General features: G+C 37.6%; 18 protein-coding genes. 6 read left to right on the top strand and 12 right to left on the bottom strand.

The window, feature by feature from the left end; translation table 11 throughout:
• Window positions 1–48 precede the first annotated feature (48 nt).
• Entirely contained in the window at window positions 49–1023 is a 975-nt protein-coding gene (locus tag R2Q94_RS11010; protein ID WP_316821512.1) for an EamA family transporter, read from the bottom strand.
• A gap of 9 nt (window positions 1024–1032) precedes the next feature.
• The gene (locus R2Q94_RS11005; RefSeq protein ID WP_316821511.1) at window positions 1033–1512 is read right to left on the bottom strand and encodes an Lrp/AsnC family transcriptional regulator; all 480 of its coding nucleotides are present in this window, start codon (window positions 1510–1512) and stop codon (window positions 1033–1035) included.
• Window positions 1513–1804: 292 nt separating this feature from the next.
• Here R2Q94_RS11005 and R2Q94_RS11000 point away from each other — a divergent pair, with 292 nt between their 5' ends.
• Window positions 1805–2089, top strand: coding sequence for an HAD hydrolase-like protein (locus R2Q94_RS11000; protein ID WP_316821510.1), 285 nt, complete (start codon window positions 1805–1807; stop codon window positions 2087–2089).
• Between the two features lie 70 nt (window positions 2090–2159).
• Here the strand turns inward: R2Q94_RS11000 and R2Q94_RS10995 are convergent, their stop codons facing one another.
• From R2Q94_RS10995 to R2Q94_RS10980, 4 genes are read right to left on the bottom strand one after another with little or no spacing between them, the layout of a single operon-like run.
• Entirely contained in the window at window positions 2160–2831 is a 672-nt protein-coding gene (locus R2Q94_RS10995) for a response regulator transcription factor (RefSeq protein WP_316821509.1), read from the bottom strand.
• 11 nt (window positions 2832–2842) lie between these two features.
• The gene (locus tag R2Q94_RS10990) at window positions 2843–3634 is read right to left on the bottom strand and encodes a sensor histidine kinase (protein WP_316821508.1); all 792 of its coding nucleotides are present in this window, start codon (window positions 3632–3634) and stop codon (window positions 2843–2845) included.
• The gene (locus R2Q94_RS10985; RefSeq protein WP_316821507.1) at window positions 3613–4221 is read right to left on the bottom strand and encodes a hypothetical protein; all 609 of its coding nucleotides are present in this window, start codon (window positions 4219–4221) and stop codon (window positions 3613–3615) included. The genes R2Q94_RS10990 and R2Q94_RS10985 overlap by 22 nt, the downstream gene beginning before the upstream one ends.
• 38 nt (window positions 4222–4259) lie before the next feature.
• Window positions 4260–4631, bottom strand: a complete 372-nt coding sequence (locus R2Q94_RS10980) for a hypothetical protein (RefSeq protein ID WP_316821506.1) — start codon at window positions 4629–4631, stop codon at window positions 4260–4262.
• Between the two features lie 253 nt (window positions 4632–4884).
• On the opposite strand from R2Q94_RS10980, the gene R2Q94_RS10975 reads away from it, so the two are divergent.
• The gene (locus R2Q94_RS10975) at window positions 4885–5712 is read left to right on the top strand and encodes a glycosyl hydrolase family 18 protein (RefSeq protein WP_316821504.1); all 828 of its coding nucleotides are present in this window, start codon (window positions 4885–4887) and stop codon (window positions 5710–5712) included.
• A gap of 30 nt (window positions 5713–5742) precedes the next feature.
• Here R2Q94_RS10975 and R2Q94_RS10970 read toward each other — a convergent pair whose 3' ends face one another.
• Window positions 5743–6366: a phosphatase PAP2-related protein gene (locus tag R2Q94_RS10970; protein WP_316821503.1), complete on the bottom strand. Its 624-nt coding sequence runs from the start codon at window positions 6364–6366 to the stop codon at window positions 5743–5745.
• A 143-nt stretch (window positions 6367–6509) separates the two neighbouring features.
• Window positions 6510–6851 carry a DUF763 domain-containing protein gene (locus tag R2Q94_RS10965; RefSeq protein WP_316821502.1) on the bottom strand — a complete coding sequence of 114 codons (342 nt, stop codon included), beginning with the start codon at window positions 6849–6851 and terminating at the stop codon, window positions 6510–6512.
• Between the two features lie 98 nt (window positions 6852–6949).
• On the opposite strand from R2Q94_RS10965, the gene R2Q94_RS10960 reads away from it, so the two are divergent.
• Entirely contained in the window at window positions 6950–7186 is a 237-nt protein-coding gene (locus R2Q94_RS10960; RefSeq protein WP_316821501.1) for a hypothetical protein, read from the top strand.
• Between the two features lie 3 nt (window positions 7187–7189).
• Here the strand turns inward: R2Q94_RS10960 and R2Q94_RS10955 are convergent, their stop codons facing one another.
• Complete coding sequence (locus R2Q94_RS10955; protein WP_316821500.1) at window positions 7190–7987, bottom strand: hypothetical protein; 798 nt, start codon at window positions 7985–7987, stop codon at window positions 7190–7192.
• A 696-nt stretch (window positions 7988–8683) separates the two neighbouring features.
• On the opposite strand from R2Q94_RS10955, the gene R2Q94_RS10950 reads away from it, so the two are divergent.
• Together R2Q94_RS10950 and R2Q94_RS10945 are read left to right on the top strand one after the other, a co-directional pair.
• Window positions 8684–8830 (top strand): hypothetical protein, encoded by a 147-nt coding sequence (locus tag R2Q94_RS10950; protein ID WP_316821499.1) that lies wholly within the window; start codon window positions 8684–8686, stop codon window positions 8828–8830.
• A 940-nt stretch (window positions 8831–9770) separates the two neighbouring features.
• A complete protein-coding gene (locus R2Q94_RS10945; protein WP_316821498.1) occupies window positions 9771–10232 on the top strand; it encodes a JAB domain-containing protein in 462 nt (153 codons plus the stop codon).
• Between the two features lie 246 nt (window positions 10233–10478).
• Here the strand turns inward: R2Q94_RS10945 and gap are convergent, their stop codons facing one another.
• The 3 genes from gap to pfkA are packed head-to-tail and all read right to left on the bottom strand — an operon-like array spanning window position 10479 to window position 13316.
• Window positions 10479–11480: a type I glyceraldehyde-3-phosphate dehydrogenase gene (gap, locus tag R2Q94_RS10940; RefSeq protein ID WP_316821497.1), complete on the bottom strand. Its 1002-nt coding sequence runs from the start codon at window positions 11478–11480 to the stop codon at window positions 10479–10481.
• Window positions 11481–11484: 4 nt separating this feature from the next.
• Window positions 11485–12327 carry a hypothetical protein gene (locus R2Q94_RS10935; RefSeq protein ID WP_316821496.1) on the bottom strand — a complete coding sequence of 281 codons (843 nt, stop codon included), beginning with the start codon at window positions 12325–12327 and terminating at the stop codon, window positions 11485–11487.
• Between the two features lie 2 nt (window positions 12328–12329).
• The gene (gene pfkA, locus R2Q94_RS10930; RefSeq protein ID WP_316821495.1) at window positions 12330–13316 is read right to left on the bottom strand and encodes a 6-phosphofructokinase; all 987 of its coding nucleotides are present in this window, start codon (window positions 13314–13316) and stop codon (window positions 12330–12332) included.
• A gap of 564 nt (window positions 13317–13880) precedes the next feature.
• Between pfkA and R2Q94_RS10925 the strand changes: the two genes are divergently transcribed.
• On the top strand, window positions 13881–14570 hold the full coding sequence (locus tag R2Q94_RS10925) for an NUDIX hydrolase (protein ID WP_316821494.1): 690 nt from the start codon (window positions 13881–13883) through the stop codon (window positions 14568–14570).
• Window positions 14571–14613: the final 43 nt, after the last annotated feature.

The raw sequence follows: 14613 nt of genomic DNA, 5'->3' as shown, positions 1-14613 counted from the left end.
AAGCTGCTTTAGTTTTTTAGTATGCTTTTTTGTCTAAGGAGCTATTATTTAAACTTCCTGAACCAGTAGTGTTTTTTTTTGGGGAGTTGCTTTAGCACTGTTTCTATACTTCACGAGATTGATCAGGAGCACACTTCCTAAGATAACAAGCAGTCCGATGATCTGTATAAATGTAATTTTCTCATTGGTAAAACAGAGACTGAGCAGGATGGCCACCACAGGGTTAACATAAGCATAAGTGCTCACCTGGGTAGCAGGCCTTACTTTTAATAACCATACATAGGCACTAAATGCAGCGATAGAACCAAAAATAATCAGGTAACTGATCGAAAGCCAGGCATCCAAGGGAACATTAGACCATTGGAAGGTTTGGTATTCTGAACTAAAAATACTGCCAGGTATGAACACAATTCCTGCTGCAATCATTTGCCAGGCGGTATTTACGGTGACTGAACTATCAGTCGAGGTTTTGTATTTGGCATAAAGTGATCCTCCGGCCCAGGCAATCGGACCTACTACCAGTAGGCTCATACCAATAATTTGTTTTGTACTTTGATGGGTATTAAAGGAATGGATCATCTGTTCTCCGAAGAGTAGGATCACACCAATGAAACCTATAATAAGGCCTGCCAGTGTAGATTTGCTACTTAGATTCTCTTTCCATTTTGGTTTATCAAGAATGACGAACCAAATCGCTGCGGAGGCGACCATAATGGCCACTAATCCACTTGGAATAAACTGCTCTACCCAGATGACAATTCCATTTCCTAAACCGAGCATCAGGATACCTGCAATTGCCGCAACTTTTACACTTCTTTTGTTGAATAACTGTTCCCCCTTTAGTGCACACCAGGAAATCATCAATCCTCCGGCAATCAGAAAACGGAAAGTACCCAGGATAAATGGTGGAAAGCCGGCAAGGGCTTTTTGGATGAAAAAATAGGTGGAGCCCCATACAATATAAACGACGGTAAAAGCCAGATATACCATGATAGGGGATGCGGTTTTAGGAGTAGGATTCATAGTTTCAGGTTATTTTTCAGGGATGAGCAATTGTAAGTCTTCTTTGATAGTTTCCAGTACAATTGTGGTTCGGATAGATTGAATCGTGGTTATTTTGCTAAATGAGTCTCTCATTAAGGCCATTAATGAGGCGGAGTCTGTGGTTCTTACCTTGACCAGATAGCAATCGTCGCCAGCGATAATATGTACTTCCTGTACTTCTTTAATCCTGGCTAATTCTGTAGCAGTGGTGGTACAACCAATACTATGTGATGCTTTCATAGAAATAAAGGCCAGTAATTTTAAATCCACAGCTGCGGGGTTGATTCTTGCAGTGTAATGTGTGATCACATTTTTTTGTTCCAGTTTCTTCACCCTTTCCAATACCGCAGAAGGAGCCATCTCCAGTTCTTTAGCCATATGGACATTGGATATTCGGGAGTTTTCCTGCATTAACCTTAAAATAGCAAGGTCAATCTTATCTAAATTGATGTTGTTTTCGATTATCATTCTATGAATATATGTATAATCAGAATAATATTCAAAATTATATTTAATATAATGATTATTATTCTTTTATAGGCATTCAATCCCAGCTTCTATGAGATCATCTGCATTTTATTTCGGGTTTTGTACAATCAGAAGGTATATGTAGAATACATTTAAGCCCTGAATACCAAATGAAAAATCTAAAGGCTGTATGATTTGATCTGTACGGGACATTAATTGATTCTAGGTATTTTCATTATGAATGTTGGAATGAGTTGTTGGGAGATGATTATGTTCAGTTGAGTTATTCCGATTGGTTAAAAAATTATGCTGGAATTCTACTTCCGATGAATGCAAAAATCTATTGTCTAAATATGGCATAGCTACAGATCTGGAAGAAGTGATCAAGAGGTGGGAAGCACTTACATTGGAGAGATTGAAAACAAAAGGTATGGAGTTGATGCCAGATGCTTTGGAAATGATCGAATTTCTACATGAACCTAAATTGCTATTGGTGATCGTAACTTCTAGTCTGAGGGAAGATAATATGGAAGTTCATCCGTTATTGACTATAGCGGATGAGTTATTCCTGGATTAAAAGCAGGCTAAAAGTGCTTTACTGGCAACTGGTGTCTAACTCAGTTGGGGAAATGGCGAAGGATTTTTTATTAAAGATCAGTATCGACAATCTTGTGTTTAAAGGCAAAGACCACCAATCCAGCTACATTTTTTGCTCCGGTTTTCACCAATAAGTTGTTTCGGTGTCCATCTACTGTACGTAAGCTGATCGACAATTTATCGGCAATTTCAGCTGTAGTAAGTTCTTCACAGATGAGCTCTAATATTTCTTTTTCACGTTGTGTAAGCGAAGAGCTGGCATCAAACCCTCTAAGGTTGGTTTTGTTGAGTAATTTTCCGGATTGTAAAGTTTTTAAGACCATTTCATTGAAATAGAAACCATTATTATAGGTCATTTCTATGGCATTTTTAAGCTCAGAAAGGTCTGAGTTTTTAGCGATATAACCGTTTACACCTTGTTGAATCATCCTGGTGATGTGCTTCTCTTCGCCATGAACTGAAAGTACGATGACCCGGACGTCAGGAAAAGTGATCTTCAATTTTTTTGTAGCTTCCATGCCATTCATTTCAGGCATGTTCAGATCCATGAGTACGATGTCTGGTTTCTCCTCACCACATTCATTCATTGCAGTTAGTAATTCCAGACCATTTCCTGCTTCAAACAGCACTTCCATGTTTCCAAAGCTTTTAATATTGTTGACCAGGCATTCTCTAAACATCACCTGATCATCTGTAACAGCTATTTTTATCAATTTATTCATCTTATTGAAGTTTATGCAGGGAAATAAATTGAAACACCAAATCCCTGAATACCGCTATGGTAAGTGATTTGCCCGCCGTTCATTTCTACCCTGCTAGTGATGTTTTGTATACCCAGACCTCTTCGAATCTGATCCATGTCGAAACCAATGCCATCGTCTTTATACTGATAAAGTATGTCCATGTCGCTACAGTTGAGGAGTATTTCTACTTTTTTAGCCCTGGCATGTTTTACGGTATTACTAATGAGTTCCTGAGTGATGCGGTAAAGGGCTAGTTCTATTTCTGCACGACCACATTTATCCAGACCTTCGCTTTCAAAGTTCACATCTAAACCATCGGAACCTTCAATCTGAAAGCATAATTCTTCAATTGCTGCAGCGATTCCAAACATTTCCAGTTCATTAGGGATCATATTGTGAGATATTCTGCGGACACTCATTACGCCTTTGTCGACCAGCAGCTTTGTATCTTTGATCAGGTCCAATCCTCCGTTGTCTTCAGCTAAAGCATTGTTTTTTTTCTCAAACTGTATTATTTTTATGCCAATAGTAGAGAATATACTGCCTACTTCATCATGAAGATCTTTAGCTACTCTTCGTCTTTCTTCCTCAATTTTTTCGATGTTATTATGTAATAGTTTTTGCTGGTATTCTGCATCTTTTTCTCTCAGTGCAACTTGCTGATGGTAAAATTTTTTCTGGTACACAAAGAAAAGTACTACCACAGCAGCACTCAGGACAAACATGACAATCATGCCTGTAAAGAGAAAGAAGTAAACATCTATGTTTTCTTGTGCTGCCATAGTCCAATAAAGATTAAAATATTGTTGACAATTGAAAGGAAGGCATGAAATTGCCAAACCATCATATTGAATTTAAAGCTATATGGCAGGATATAATTGCTGATGGTAAATAATAAAAAACTTCCCGAGAAGTAAATGAAAAAACCGGTATTGATCCAGAATACAGGGCTTTTCTCTATTTGAGTATAGAGGCTCTGACGGGTAATTTTATAATAATAATATAAGGATGCGCTTATGACGAGGATACTTTCCAGCGTACGCGGATAAGTATTGAATATTTTCCAGTCTTGGATATAGGTGGCATTAAGTAGGCAGAAAACCAGAAATATTCCGATGACTAACCAGAATGAGCGTTTAGGAATATAATTCTTAAATATAACCTGGTAGAAGAGCATAATGGTAGTAAACTCTACCATGGTGTAAATATGCAATACCGGAAGGTTATTTTGAAGATGGGTCCATAGGTAGGCACTATAAGCGCCGATAATAGCTATGGACGACAAATAGAGGGTGATTACCTTTAATTCCTTTGGGTAGGATTTAACGTTAATCAAGGCTAAAATCAATGGGCATAATACAATGCCCATTGAAAAATATAAGTAAACTTTTTCTACTAATGATGCCATTATGGGTTCAAGATCTCATCAGGTGAACAGGTTGGTGGGCAAGGCATAGTGAAATCAAATATGTTGCTATTCACTTCGCCATCTCCTGCTTCTTCTGAACCTTCTTTATTGATCATGTCTTTTCCATATATATCTGCAGGAACCATGATCATTCTTTGTTCTCTACCCACTTCCATTTCTACATCCCAGCCAAAATAAACCCTTAGATATCTTGTTCCTGGTTCTCTTAGCATATCCTGTAATTCGTCTTTATCAATCAGAAATCCTTTAATGAAGTTTCCCCTTGCTGCCCATGCAGCAGTTAGTTCCTTAGCTTCAGCTAAAGGAATTTCAAAAATACTTTTGTCGTGTTTAACGGCTTCTTTTTCCATGGCTTATTATTGTTTTTTGTTGATTTACTAGTTTTTTTAAGAGCAGGTTAGTTTAATTCTTAATCGAAAATAAAACATTCTTTGCTAAGCTGATGAATTATTTACAGCAAATTTATATTTGTTACGATTATCTTATTTAAACAGGTATAAATACCTGTTTTTTTATTCAGGTAATCCCACGCGTTTTCATCCTAATCCATTTATAGATCTTTATTTTTCATAGCACCAGTATAACTAACCCCTATTTATTCATATGAAATCGCCGGATCCTCTGTTTGTTGCCTACTGGTTAGGTTATGCGAATCAAAAGATGATTATTGAAGAACTTCCAAGCGGAGTTGACGTGATCAATTTATTTGTAATTAATCTGGATCCTGATCAAACATTACAACATTTATACTTGACCAGCAACGGGCTGGGCTGGGAAGATATCCTGACTGGTGTTCGGTCGCAGCAGAAAAAGGGGGTGCGGGTGATGGCTTCAATTGCCTCTGCTATCTATCCAAAAATTTGCTGGAATACGATTGCTGATCCTGAAAAATTTGCTGCTGAAGTTTATGATCTGGTGGTCAACGACTGGGGGCTTGATGGTATTGATATAGATCCTGAAATGGGTGGTGAGGTGCCGAATGAGACTTTTATTAAGGTGGTACTAGAGCTATCTAAATACTTTGGACCTAAGTCTGCGACCAGAAAAAAGATGAGTTATGTGACTTATCAGTATTATGTAGACGAGCAGTTATTGAAGCGATGTAATGCTTGTTTTGACTATGTATCACTGGCAGGTTACCTATGGGATATGGAAACCATGATCAATCAATTTGAGTTATATGCTGGTTTGGTTGGTAGCAAAAAGTTATTGTTTGGAGTACAACCAGGAAAACATCAGCTGACTTCTTTGACTGATGCTATTCAGTTGTCACAATGGCAACCTGACAATGGCATCAAAGGAGGTATGATGATCTTTAACATCAACCTTGATCAGGATTTTAATTATACAAATGAGTTGATTCAATCTTTGAAATCGACTGGAATTAAAGATATAGAAGCTCTCAACCCTTCTGGCGGAAGCAGTTCTTAGGAATGTTTCCGCTATACTTTAAAAGAAGTTTTAAAGCTTTTCAATTGATTTCCCAAAATACCAGCATATCCAGCTAAACAACGGCGCCGCAAGGACATCGGCCGTATAATGTACATGTTGTACCAATAGCAAAATACCAATTACTCCAGCTGCAATAAAAGCGATGGTTTTTTCCCGTTTATTTTCCAGGCAAAGTGCTCCTAAGAAGATGGTAGCCGTATGACCGGAGAAGAAAAGGTCCTTGGTGATCACATTAGAGCCATAAAAAACAATAGAGCAAGGGTCTATTAATTCAATAATATCTTTAGGTGGGTGAAGCGGGACAATAGAAATGGTGATGATTCTTGCTATGCAGAGGAATACATAGGACCATAAGGCTGTTAGGCAGATGGAGGTATTTCTGGACATGCGAATGATGAAGAATATCGACATTCCATAAAGAATGATAAAGATCCACCAGGACACATCAACCGCAGGAATATTCGCCAATAGCCAGTCGTTTAGTATAAATCCCTTCTCTCTATTCTCCACGAAAGCGAAAAAATGAGGAATGAATAGCAAAATCAATGCAAGAATAGAGATTCCCAGAATAAATTTAAGTCTGAATGGCGGGTAATCCCAGGCAATTTGCCAGGAGAATTGTTTAAACTGCATTAATGTGTTCTGTTGGTATATTTTAAACTAAACAAAACAAATAACGGAATTAATCTATTATAAATGAATAGCCAAGATAAGAAATCGTGCTTATTTTACTAAAAAATTAAGATGTTTAAACAGGTAATTTCGGCTTTTTAAGTTTAAAAAAGACTGAGTTTCGAATCTAGACCTGATTGAGCATCGCCGAAAACGGTTTTACCTCTATATTTCCAGGATTCTCTTCTCTCTTTTTCTACATTTTGCCAGTCCATCCCCAATACGGCGCCCAGACTTTGAAAGCCAAAGGGATCGCTTAAGCGGCTTAACACTTCGCCAGTGCCATATTCAGCAATGATACTTTCGCCAGGACAAGTCTGGTCATACGTCCGGTTATGCAACCGGGTAAATGGACATAGTGCAAAGGCAGATCTGCTCTTTCTATTGATCTCATCAAAAAAAGTTAGCACTTGCAAATCGTTTACCGATGATTTGCCGTTGTTCATCGGTCTTTTTATTGGTTTTGACTGTGGCCACTTTTCTAAGTACTGAGGATCATGCAATTTTAGGGAAGATTATTGCTAAAATATTAAATCGGAAGATGATGAATATTATGATATTTAAAACCTCGGTACAGGATCAAAAGGATTTGGTTTCGATTAGTCCTGTGATGAATACTTTATTTGGAGAAAAAAACTGGTCGTTTGCTTTTGAAGATGTAGATAAGATTTTAAGGGTAGTAAGTTCAATTCCGGCTGTCGCAGTGGTGAAACATATTCTCCTGAACAACGGCTTTTTTTGTGAGGAATTGCCTTACTCCCTTGATGATTTTGGTGTGTAACCGCTATTTCTTAAATTCACTGATGTCGACGATTCTGTCGGTATCATTCTTTTTCAAAAAGGTAACACCTTGTTTGTCTTTTTGGAAACTAAAGTTGTTTTGTACCCAGCTGTAAATTGCCGGCACTTCAGTAGGTAATTCACCTGGGAAAGTTTGTGTTAAGCTTTGATCGGTAACAAAATTTACCTGATACAATTCTTTTGGTGTTGCAAAAACGATGGTTTGTCGGTCTGGGGATAACATTAAAAATTTTCCGGCAATTCTTTGCTCCGGTTCTTGTCGTTTCAATAAATAAGCTTTCGCGGTTACGCCGGTAATGAAAAAGTCATTGTTGATCAGGTGTCCGGTACGGCCAAGTCTGTTGATGCCTAATCCAGATTTTTCACCTGGTCCTGGTTGAGTTGGGCGTTCCAGGCTCAACACTTCCAGTTTTCCATCTTTTAATGAAATGATATAAACAGGTGCAACCAATGCAGTTTCATCTGCAATTTGAACCAATAAACTTGTTTTTTGGGTATTGATGAATTCTGCAAAAGTAAAATGCGGTGTTGATTTTTTAGGATCTGAAGGGTCGGTCTGGATGCTTACCGTACTGTCTCTGAATTTTACAGACAACCATTCTTTCTGTTCTGGTTTGTTTAATTTGTAAATGGTGATAGAATCAGCCTTTTGTTCGGCGTATTGGTTGAAGGCTTCATTTTTTGTTAAAACTCTGGGTAGATAGTTTTTCGTCTTTTCTTCATCTTTACTACAGCCAAAGATCAGGGCTGTCAGTGAAAGGGCAAGCAATGTTTTTTTCATAATTGAGCGGAAAGGTATTTCATTTGTTTACACGCAAATATAAAAAAGAAAGGTAATTAGCTGCTACGATTTTAGTACAGAAATGTGGTGGGAAAAAGGGGGGCAGACCATATCCCTGTCAAAGCCTGACTTAAATGGTGCTGGAGTCGTTTGGACTTTGTTTGATACGTTTTGCGCGCTTTATTTTAATGTAGTAAAGGGAGCAGATGGATATAATTAAAGGATAAGGAAAGCGATCAATTAATCCCTGTATTGGATTCAAAAGCTCCATAGTCAAGATTGCAACTAAAATGATTACACATGAAATCAGTGTGATATTGATTATACGATCCATATTTATTTTATTTAAGGTAAGATAACAATAAAAATTTATATAATGGGTTGTTATATTGCTTTTTTGTTAAAAATTAAATCATTTTTTAAAATAATTACAGAATAACTGGACATATCATAAACTTTAGATACTCTTCTTATCATATTTGCATGTATTCATTCATAATGGTATAATTATTAAAATAAAATAGTACCAATCTTAGGTGTACTATCCAAATATCAAAAAGTGAAGTAACTAACACTATTCCACAGAATTTTATTAGAGTTGCTAACAAAGCGAAACAAGAATGGACATCCAAAAAGTTTAATGGCTATCTAGCTAATATTACAGGTGTGGCACTAATGAGTAATGAAGATGACATAATGAAAGTGCTCTTACGTGAAAACTTTATAATTCCTGGAACTAAGCATAATGTGAATACTAACAATAAGGATTACAAGCTAACAGATGAAGGAATGGCATTCTTTAAATATTGGAATGATTTACCTGTAGATGAGGTTTCAGAGTAAATATCATCATTCCCAATGCCTCCCCTCCCAAAAAAGGGGTGGCTTAAGTCGTGGAATGGGAGGATTGTTCATTCGTTTATAAGGTAAAACACGCTGTAGAAGCGATCTATAAACTGCATTGCAAGCATTCGCACTATCTTCCACCTGTGGGTTTGAACAAAGCAAGACGCAGGAAAATCGTTATTCGCTGTGACTATGCTAGCCATAAAATAACGCCAGATTCCCACCGCACTAAGCTAGGACTAATCATCCTGGCTTAGCCCCCCCACACGCAAATCTGTCATCATTTTTGGCTTTCAGCATACGAGCCAACTCATGAAAGCTTGCTCTATCTGCATTAACCATTTGCTACGCTTCATTATTAATGAATCTATCGGCTTTCTCAGTTCAGCTCACCTGCGGGTAGCTCAGGCTTTAGATTGACACAATTGTTGCAGCATCAGCGCTCTCGGCCAACAGATCAACAATTCCGCCAATCCTCGTGTTTTCATGCTGAAAACATATCAGTACACCGCTACAATGTAGCTTTACTGTACTGACCATCAATCCATTCGCAGGCGGTTAGCATAAAAGGAGTTTAGATTTACAACTTTCAATTTTTATTAAGGAAGAAACCTCTATAACGGAAGGTAACAAAAGGCAGGTTGTTCTTGTGTCTTCAACATCACTTGAAACTTTACGCAAGGCCTATCCGAGTTACTTCTTAGATACTCAAGAATTTATAAAAACACTGAAGGAAATCATTACGTAGTGTTGTTATCTTGTGGAGATAGTTAATTTCGTTATTAATTACTCCACAAAGGTAAGCTTGTCACCACAATACGCTTAAAGGAACTACGGCATAAACGCTCCTGTGGTAACTACACGGTCTCTTTATTCCGTTCCTGCCTTTGCTTAATTGTGTTGAAAGCTTGGTTTGGGTACCATAATTAATAAAACTATGGTACATAACACATCATTCAAAGTAGCAGAGATAGAGATCAGCTACAAACCAAGTTACAAAGTTGCAGAAAGACCACAAATTAGCAGTTCTAACGATGCCTATGAGATTTTCATACAGCATTGGAGCATGAGTAAAATTGAGTTGGTAGAGGAGTTTAAAATACTTCTCTTGAACAGAAGAAATAGAGTACTTGGTGTAGTGCATATCTCATCCGGTGGATTTAGTGGAACAATAGCGGATCCTAAAATAATCTTTGCAGCTGCATTAAAAGCCTGTGCAAGTGGTATCATTCTTTGCCAGTGTCATCCAAGCGGAGAACCCGATCCAAGCAGGGAAGGTATAGTATTGACAAGTAAACTTAAAGATGGAGGCGTGCTATTAGATTTGAAGATACTCGATCACCTGATTATTTACGTCTTTGTAAAGACCGTTTCTACAGATTTGCTGATCAGGGGTTGATATAGAAACTGCAGGGACAAACACGGGTACAAAATGGGGGACAAGACCTTCAATATAACGTTTGAATGCCTACATTAGAATTCAATATTAAAAGATAAATAACAGAATAATTAACATATGTTGAACCGTTGTTTGTGGTGTAACTAATTGAAATACAGTAGCTGTATCTGGTTAGAAAACAAGAAAGGGATGTTCCATCCAGACACATCCCTTTTCTAACCAAATATAAACCTGTATGAACGGGTTTTACTTTAAGTTTCCGTAGTACTCTACGAATTTAGCTAATGCATTAGAATAGCCCCATTCGTTGTCATACCAAGAAACTACTTTCACGAAGTTGTCATTTAATGCAATACCTGCATTTGCATCGAAAATAGATGCATGATCATCTCCTATAAAGTCAGAAGAAACTACTTCATCTTCTGTATATCCTAGCACACCTTTCAAGTAACCTTCTGAGGCTGCTTTCATGGCTGCTTTAATTTCTTCATAACTTGCTGCTTTTTCCAGACGAACTGTTAAATCAACAACAGATACGTCAGCTACCGGTACACGGAAAGCCATACCTGTTAATTTTCCTTTTAAAGCAGGAATTACTTTTGCTACTGCTTTCGCAGCACCAGTACCAGAAGGGATGATGTTAGAGAAACCACCACGTCCACCTCTCCAGTCCTTAGCTGAAGGACCATCTACTGTTTTTTGAGTTGCAGTTACAGCGTGAACTGTGCTCATTAAGCCTTCAACGATACCAAAGTTGTCGTTCAATACTTTAGCGATTGGTGCTAAACAGTTAGTTGTACAAGAAGCGTTAGAAACTACAGTTTGATCAGCAGTTAATAACTCATGATTCACACCCATTACGTAAGTAGGGATGGCATCATCTTTTGCAGGAGCAGAAAGTACTACTCTTTTTGCGCCAGCCTGAATATGTTTTTCAGCATCAACCTGAGTTAAAAATAAACCTGTAGATTCGATAACTGTTTCTACACCTACTTCATTCCACTTTAAGTTAGCTGGATCTCTTTCCGCAGTGATACGGATCGTTTTTCCGTTTACTACAAGGTGACCGTTTACTACTTCAATAGTACCATCAAAACGACCGTGTGTAGTATCGTATTTTAACATATAAGCCATGTAATCCGGCTCAACTAAATCATTGATTGCAACAATATCTAATCCTCTTTTTAAAGCAGCTCTAAAAACCAGTCTGCCGATACGGCCAAAGCCGTTTATTCCAATTTTGCTCATTTTGTTAATTTGAATAGTAGTTTAGTAAATTATATATCGGTTCTTTAGTAATCGATGTTATTTCCAGTTCATGCCTTTTTGCGGTTGCCCGCAGCTCTTCCTGAAAGTTTCCGGCCACAAGACCTACAAAATGTATTTCTTTACCGGGATGTAATTTCAATGTTGGCAACAAATAAGTATTAAAATAACTTTCAAATCCTTTCTCTATTATCCCTAACAAAAATTTATCATTTCTGTTTTCCAAAAAGAAGTCAAAGAAGGAACTTAGAAACTGCTGAGCTAGAGGACGTTTGTATACCCGTTCCAGGATTTGAGGCCTGTCGAGGTTATACTTTTGTTCAAACTTTTTATGCAGTTCTTTTGGCAATTTATCCTGTACAAAATACTTTAACAGCGTTTTTCCAAGGTAATTTGCTGAACCTTCATCACCAAGGATGTACCCTAGCCCAAAGTTGTTCTTCTCCGGTTTCTTTCCGTCGTAATAAGCACAATTGGCTCCGCTACCCAATAACCCTACAATTCCAGGATTATTGTAACAGGCAGAGATCGCTGCTCCATACAGGTCATCTTTAACCGTTATTTTACTATATCTAAAGAACATTCCAAGCGTTTCCGCTAATTCATTTCTTCTTTCTTCTGAGGAAGCACCAGCAGCAAAAACATAAATCTTCTTAATGCTTTCTGCATGATTCACCAGAATCGATTTTTTATTTAAGAACTGAAGTATAGACTTCTGGTCATTAAAACAGGGATTAATTCCTGGCATATTGCATTCGGCAATGGTCTTTCCATCCTGAGCAATTTTCCAGTACGCTGTTTTAGATCCACTGTAAACTACCGCTATCATGATTAAATGGATAAAACCTTAGTCATTTCCAATAAATCACTTTCCAGCTTAAAAGTATGTCTGGTTAGCGCTTCGTCTATACTTGTCGTCTTTATATCATTACCACGTAAGCCAACCATTTGCATGGTACTTCCTTTTAGCAATTCGTTCACAGCTGCAAAGCCTAAACGACTACCTAAAATTCGGTCGAAACTACTCGGGCTACCGCCACGTTGCAGGTGACCTAATATGGTGACCTTCGTGTCGTAGTGGTTAAAACTCTCTTTCACCTTTTTCGCTACATCATATGCTCCACCAGCCTTATGGCCTTCAGATACGATGACAATGCTCGAAGATTTTTTTGTTGAAGCTCCAGCTACCAATTGTGAGATTAGCTCATCCAGACTGGTTTCTTTTTCCGGTAGGAGTACAGCTTCTGCACCACTGGCAATTGCACTTCTCAAGGCGATACATCCTGAATCTCTGCCCATGACTTCAATAAAGAACAAACGGTCATGAGAATCGGCAGTATCTCTAATTTTATCTATTGCTTCAATAACGGTATTTATTGCCGTATCGTATCCTAAAGTAAAGTCAGAGCCATATAAATCATTGTCGATCGTTCCTGGAATTCCGATTACACGAATTCCGAACTTCTGGCCAAATCTCTGCGCCCCTGTAAATGTTCCATCTCCACCGATCACTACCAAACCGTCTATATCACGTGCTTTTAAGTTTTCAAAAGCAAGTGCCATACCTTCTTCAGTTTTAAACTCAAGACAACGGGCGGTTTTTAAAATGGTGCCACCTAAATGTATGATGTTACTAACGGATCTTGCATCCATTGGATTGATGTTGTTATTGATCAAGCCCTGGTATCCCTGCAAAACCCCAAACATGTTGATTCCATTGTATATGCCAGTACGTACTACGGCCCTGATGCAGGCGTTCATCCCTGGAGCGTCTCCTCCAGATGTCAATACGGCGATATTTTTAATATTTGGTTTCATGATTTGTGATTACGAATATAGCGTGTATTATTTACACTAAGTAATTTATTTTTAATTTTCCTTCCTAACTGGGATGTAAGTGTATTTTATTGCTTCAATGTTTAAAAAATTACCGTTTTATAAACCCTGACTCAGATTTATAGTTGCTTTAATGATTTAGCAAACTAAAATATGGCCCTATCCCCCTTGATCATTCTAATAAAAAACAGCTTAAAAACGCTACAAATAAGATTTCACATTTCTGCATCCTTAGGATTAGCGGATGCAATATAGAAAACACGATGGAAAAATCCTCCTTAGGAGCTCAATTCCGCTAAGATTCTTTTGCAACAATATTTTTATAATTATACTTTTCATTTTGTTTTTAACTTAAATCCTATTAATCTTGTTAAAACACGATATTATTTAAGAACTTTATAGATTAAACCCAGAGTAGGGGGAGGGAAGTATAGCAAAGGGAATAAGGGGAAAGAATAAAAAGATAAATAATCTACCACAAATGAACGCCTTAAAATGAATTCAAGGCAGATTGAAAAATAAGTTTGATAAATAAAATTTGATATTTTGAAAGAAGTCTTACCAAAGTTTAATTCCACTTTCTCGATTGATTGTGTGCTGTTCGGATTTGATGAAGGAGAATTGAAAATTCTTTTGATCGAAAGAAACGAAGAGCCCTTCAAGGACTGGTGGGCATTACCAGGAAATATAGTAGCCGAAGACGAAAGCCTGGACCAGTCTGCCTCCCGAATTTTGCATGAACTCACCGGATTGGGTGATGTATATATGGAACAATACTACACTTTTGGCGATGTAAATCGACATCCTCAGGGAAGAGTAGTGAGTATTGCCTATTACGCTTTATTAAGATTAGGAGGCGATAAAGCGCTAAAACCATTAAGTAATTATGCCAAACAAGCACATTGGATCAATGTGAAAGATCTCCCTAAACTGGCATTCGATCATCAGCAGATTTTCGATAAAGGACTCGAAAAGATCAAAAGAAGAATCAAACACCAGCCGATTGCATTTGAACTTTTACCAGAGAAATTTACCCTGACACAATTGCAAAATGTGTATGAGATTATTCTCAACAAAAAACTAGACAAAAGAAACTTCAGAAAGAAGATGCTGAGCTTTGGGGTATTGAAAGACCTTGAGGAAAAGCAAAAAGGAGTGAGCTTCAGGGCTGCAACTTTGTATAAATTTGATAAGCGTAAATACGCGAAGTTATTCAGTAAAGAGATCTCGTTTTAAATTAAAGCACCTATACGAACAAGGCCGCTGCATTATAAATGCA

The sequence above is a fragment of the Pedobacter gandavensis genome, assembly GCF_032678465.1.
GTDB classification, from domain to species: Bacteria; Bacteroidota; Bacteroidia; order Sphingobacteriales; family Sphingobacteriaceae; genus Pedobacter; species Pedobacter gandavensis_B.
Note: the sequence above shows the minus strand (reverse complement) of the source record. Positions and strands in the feature narration are given on the sequence as shown.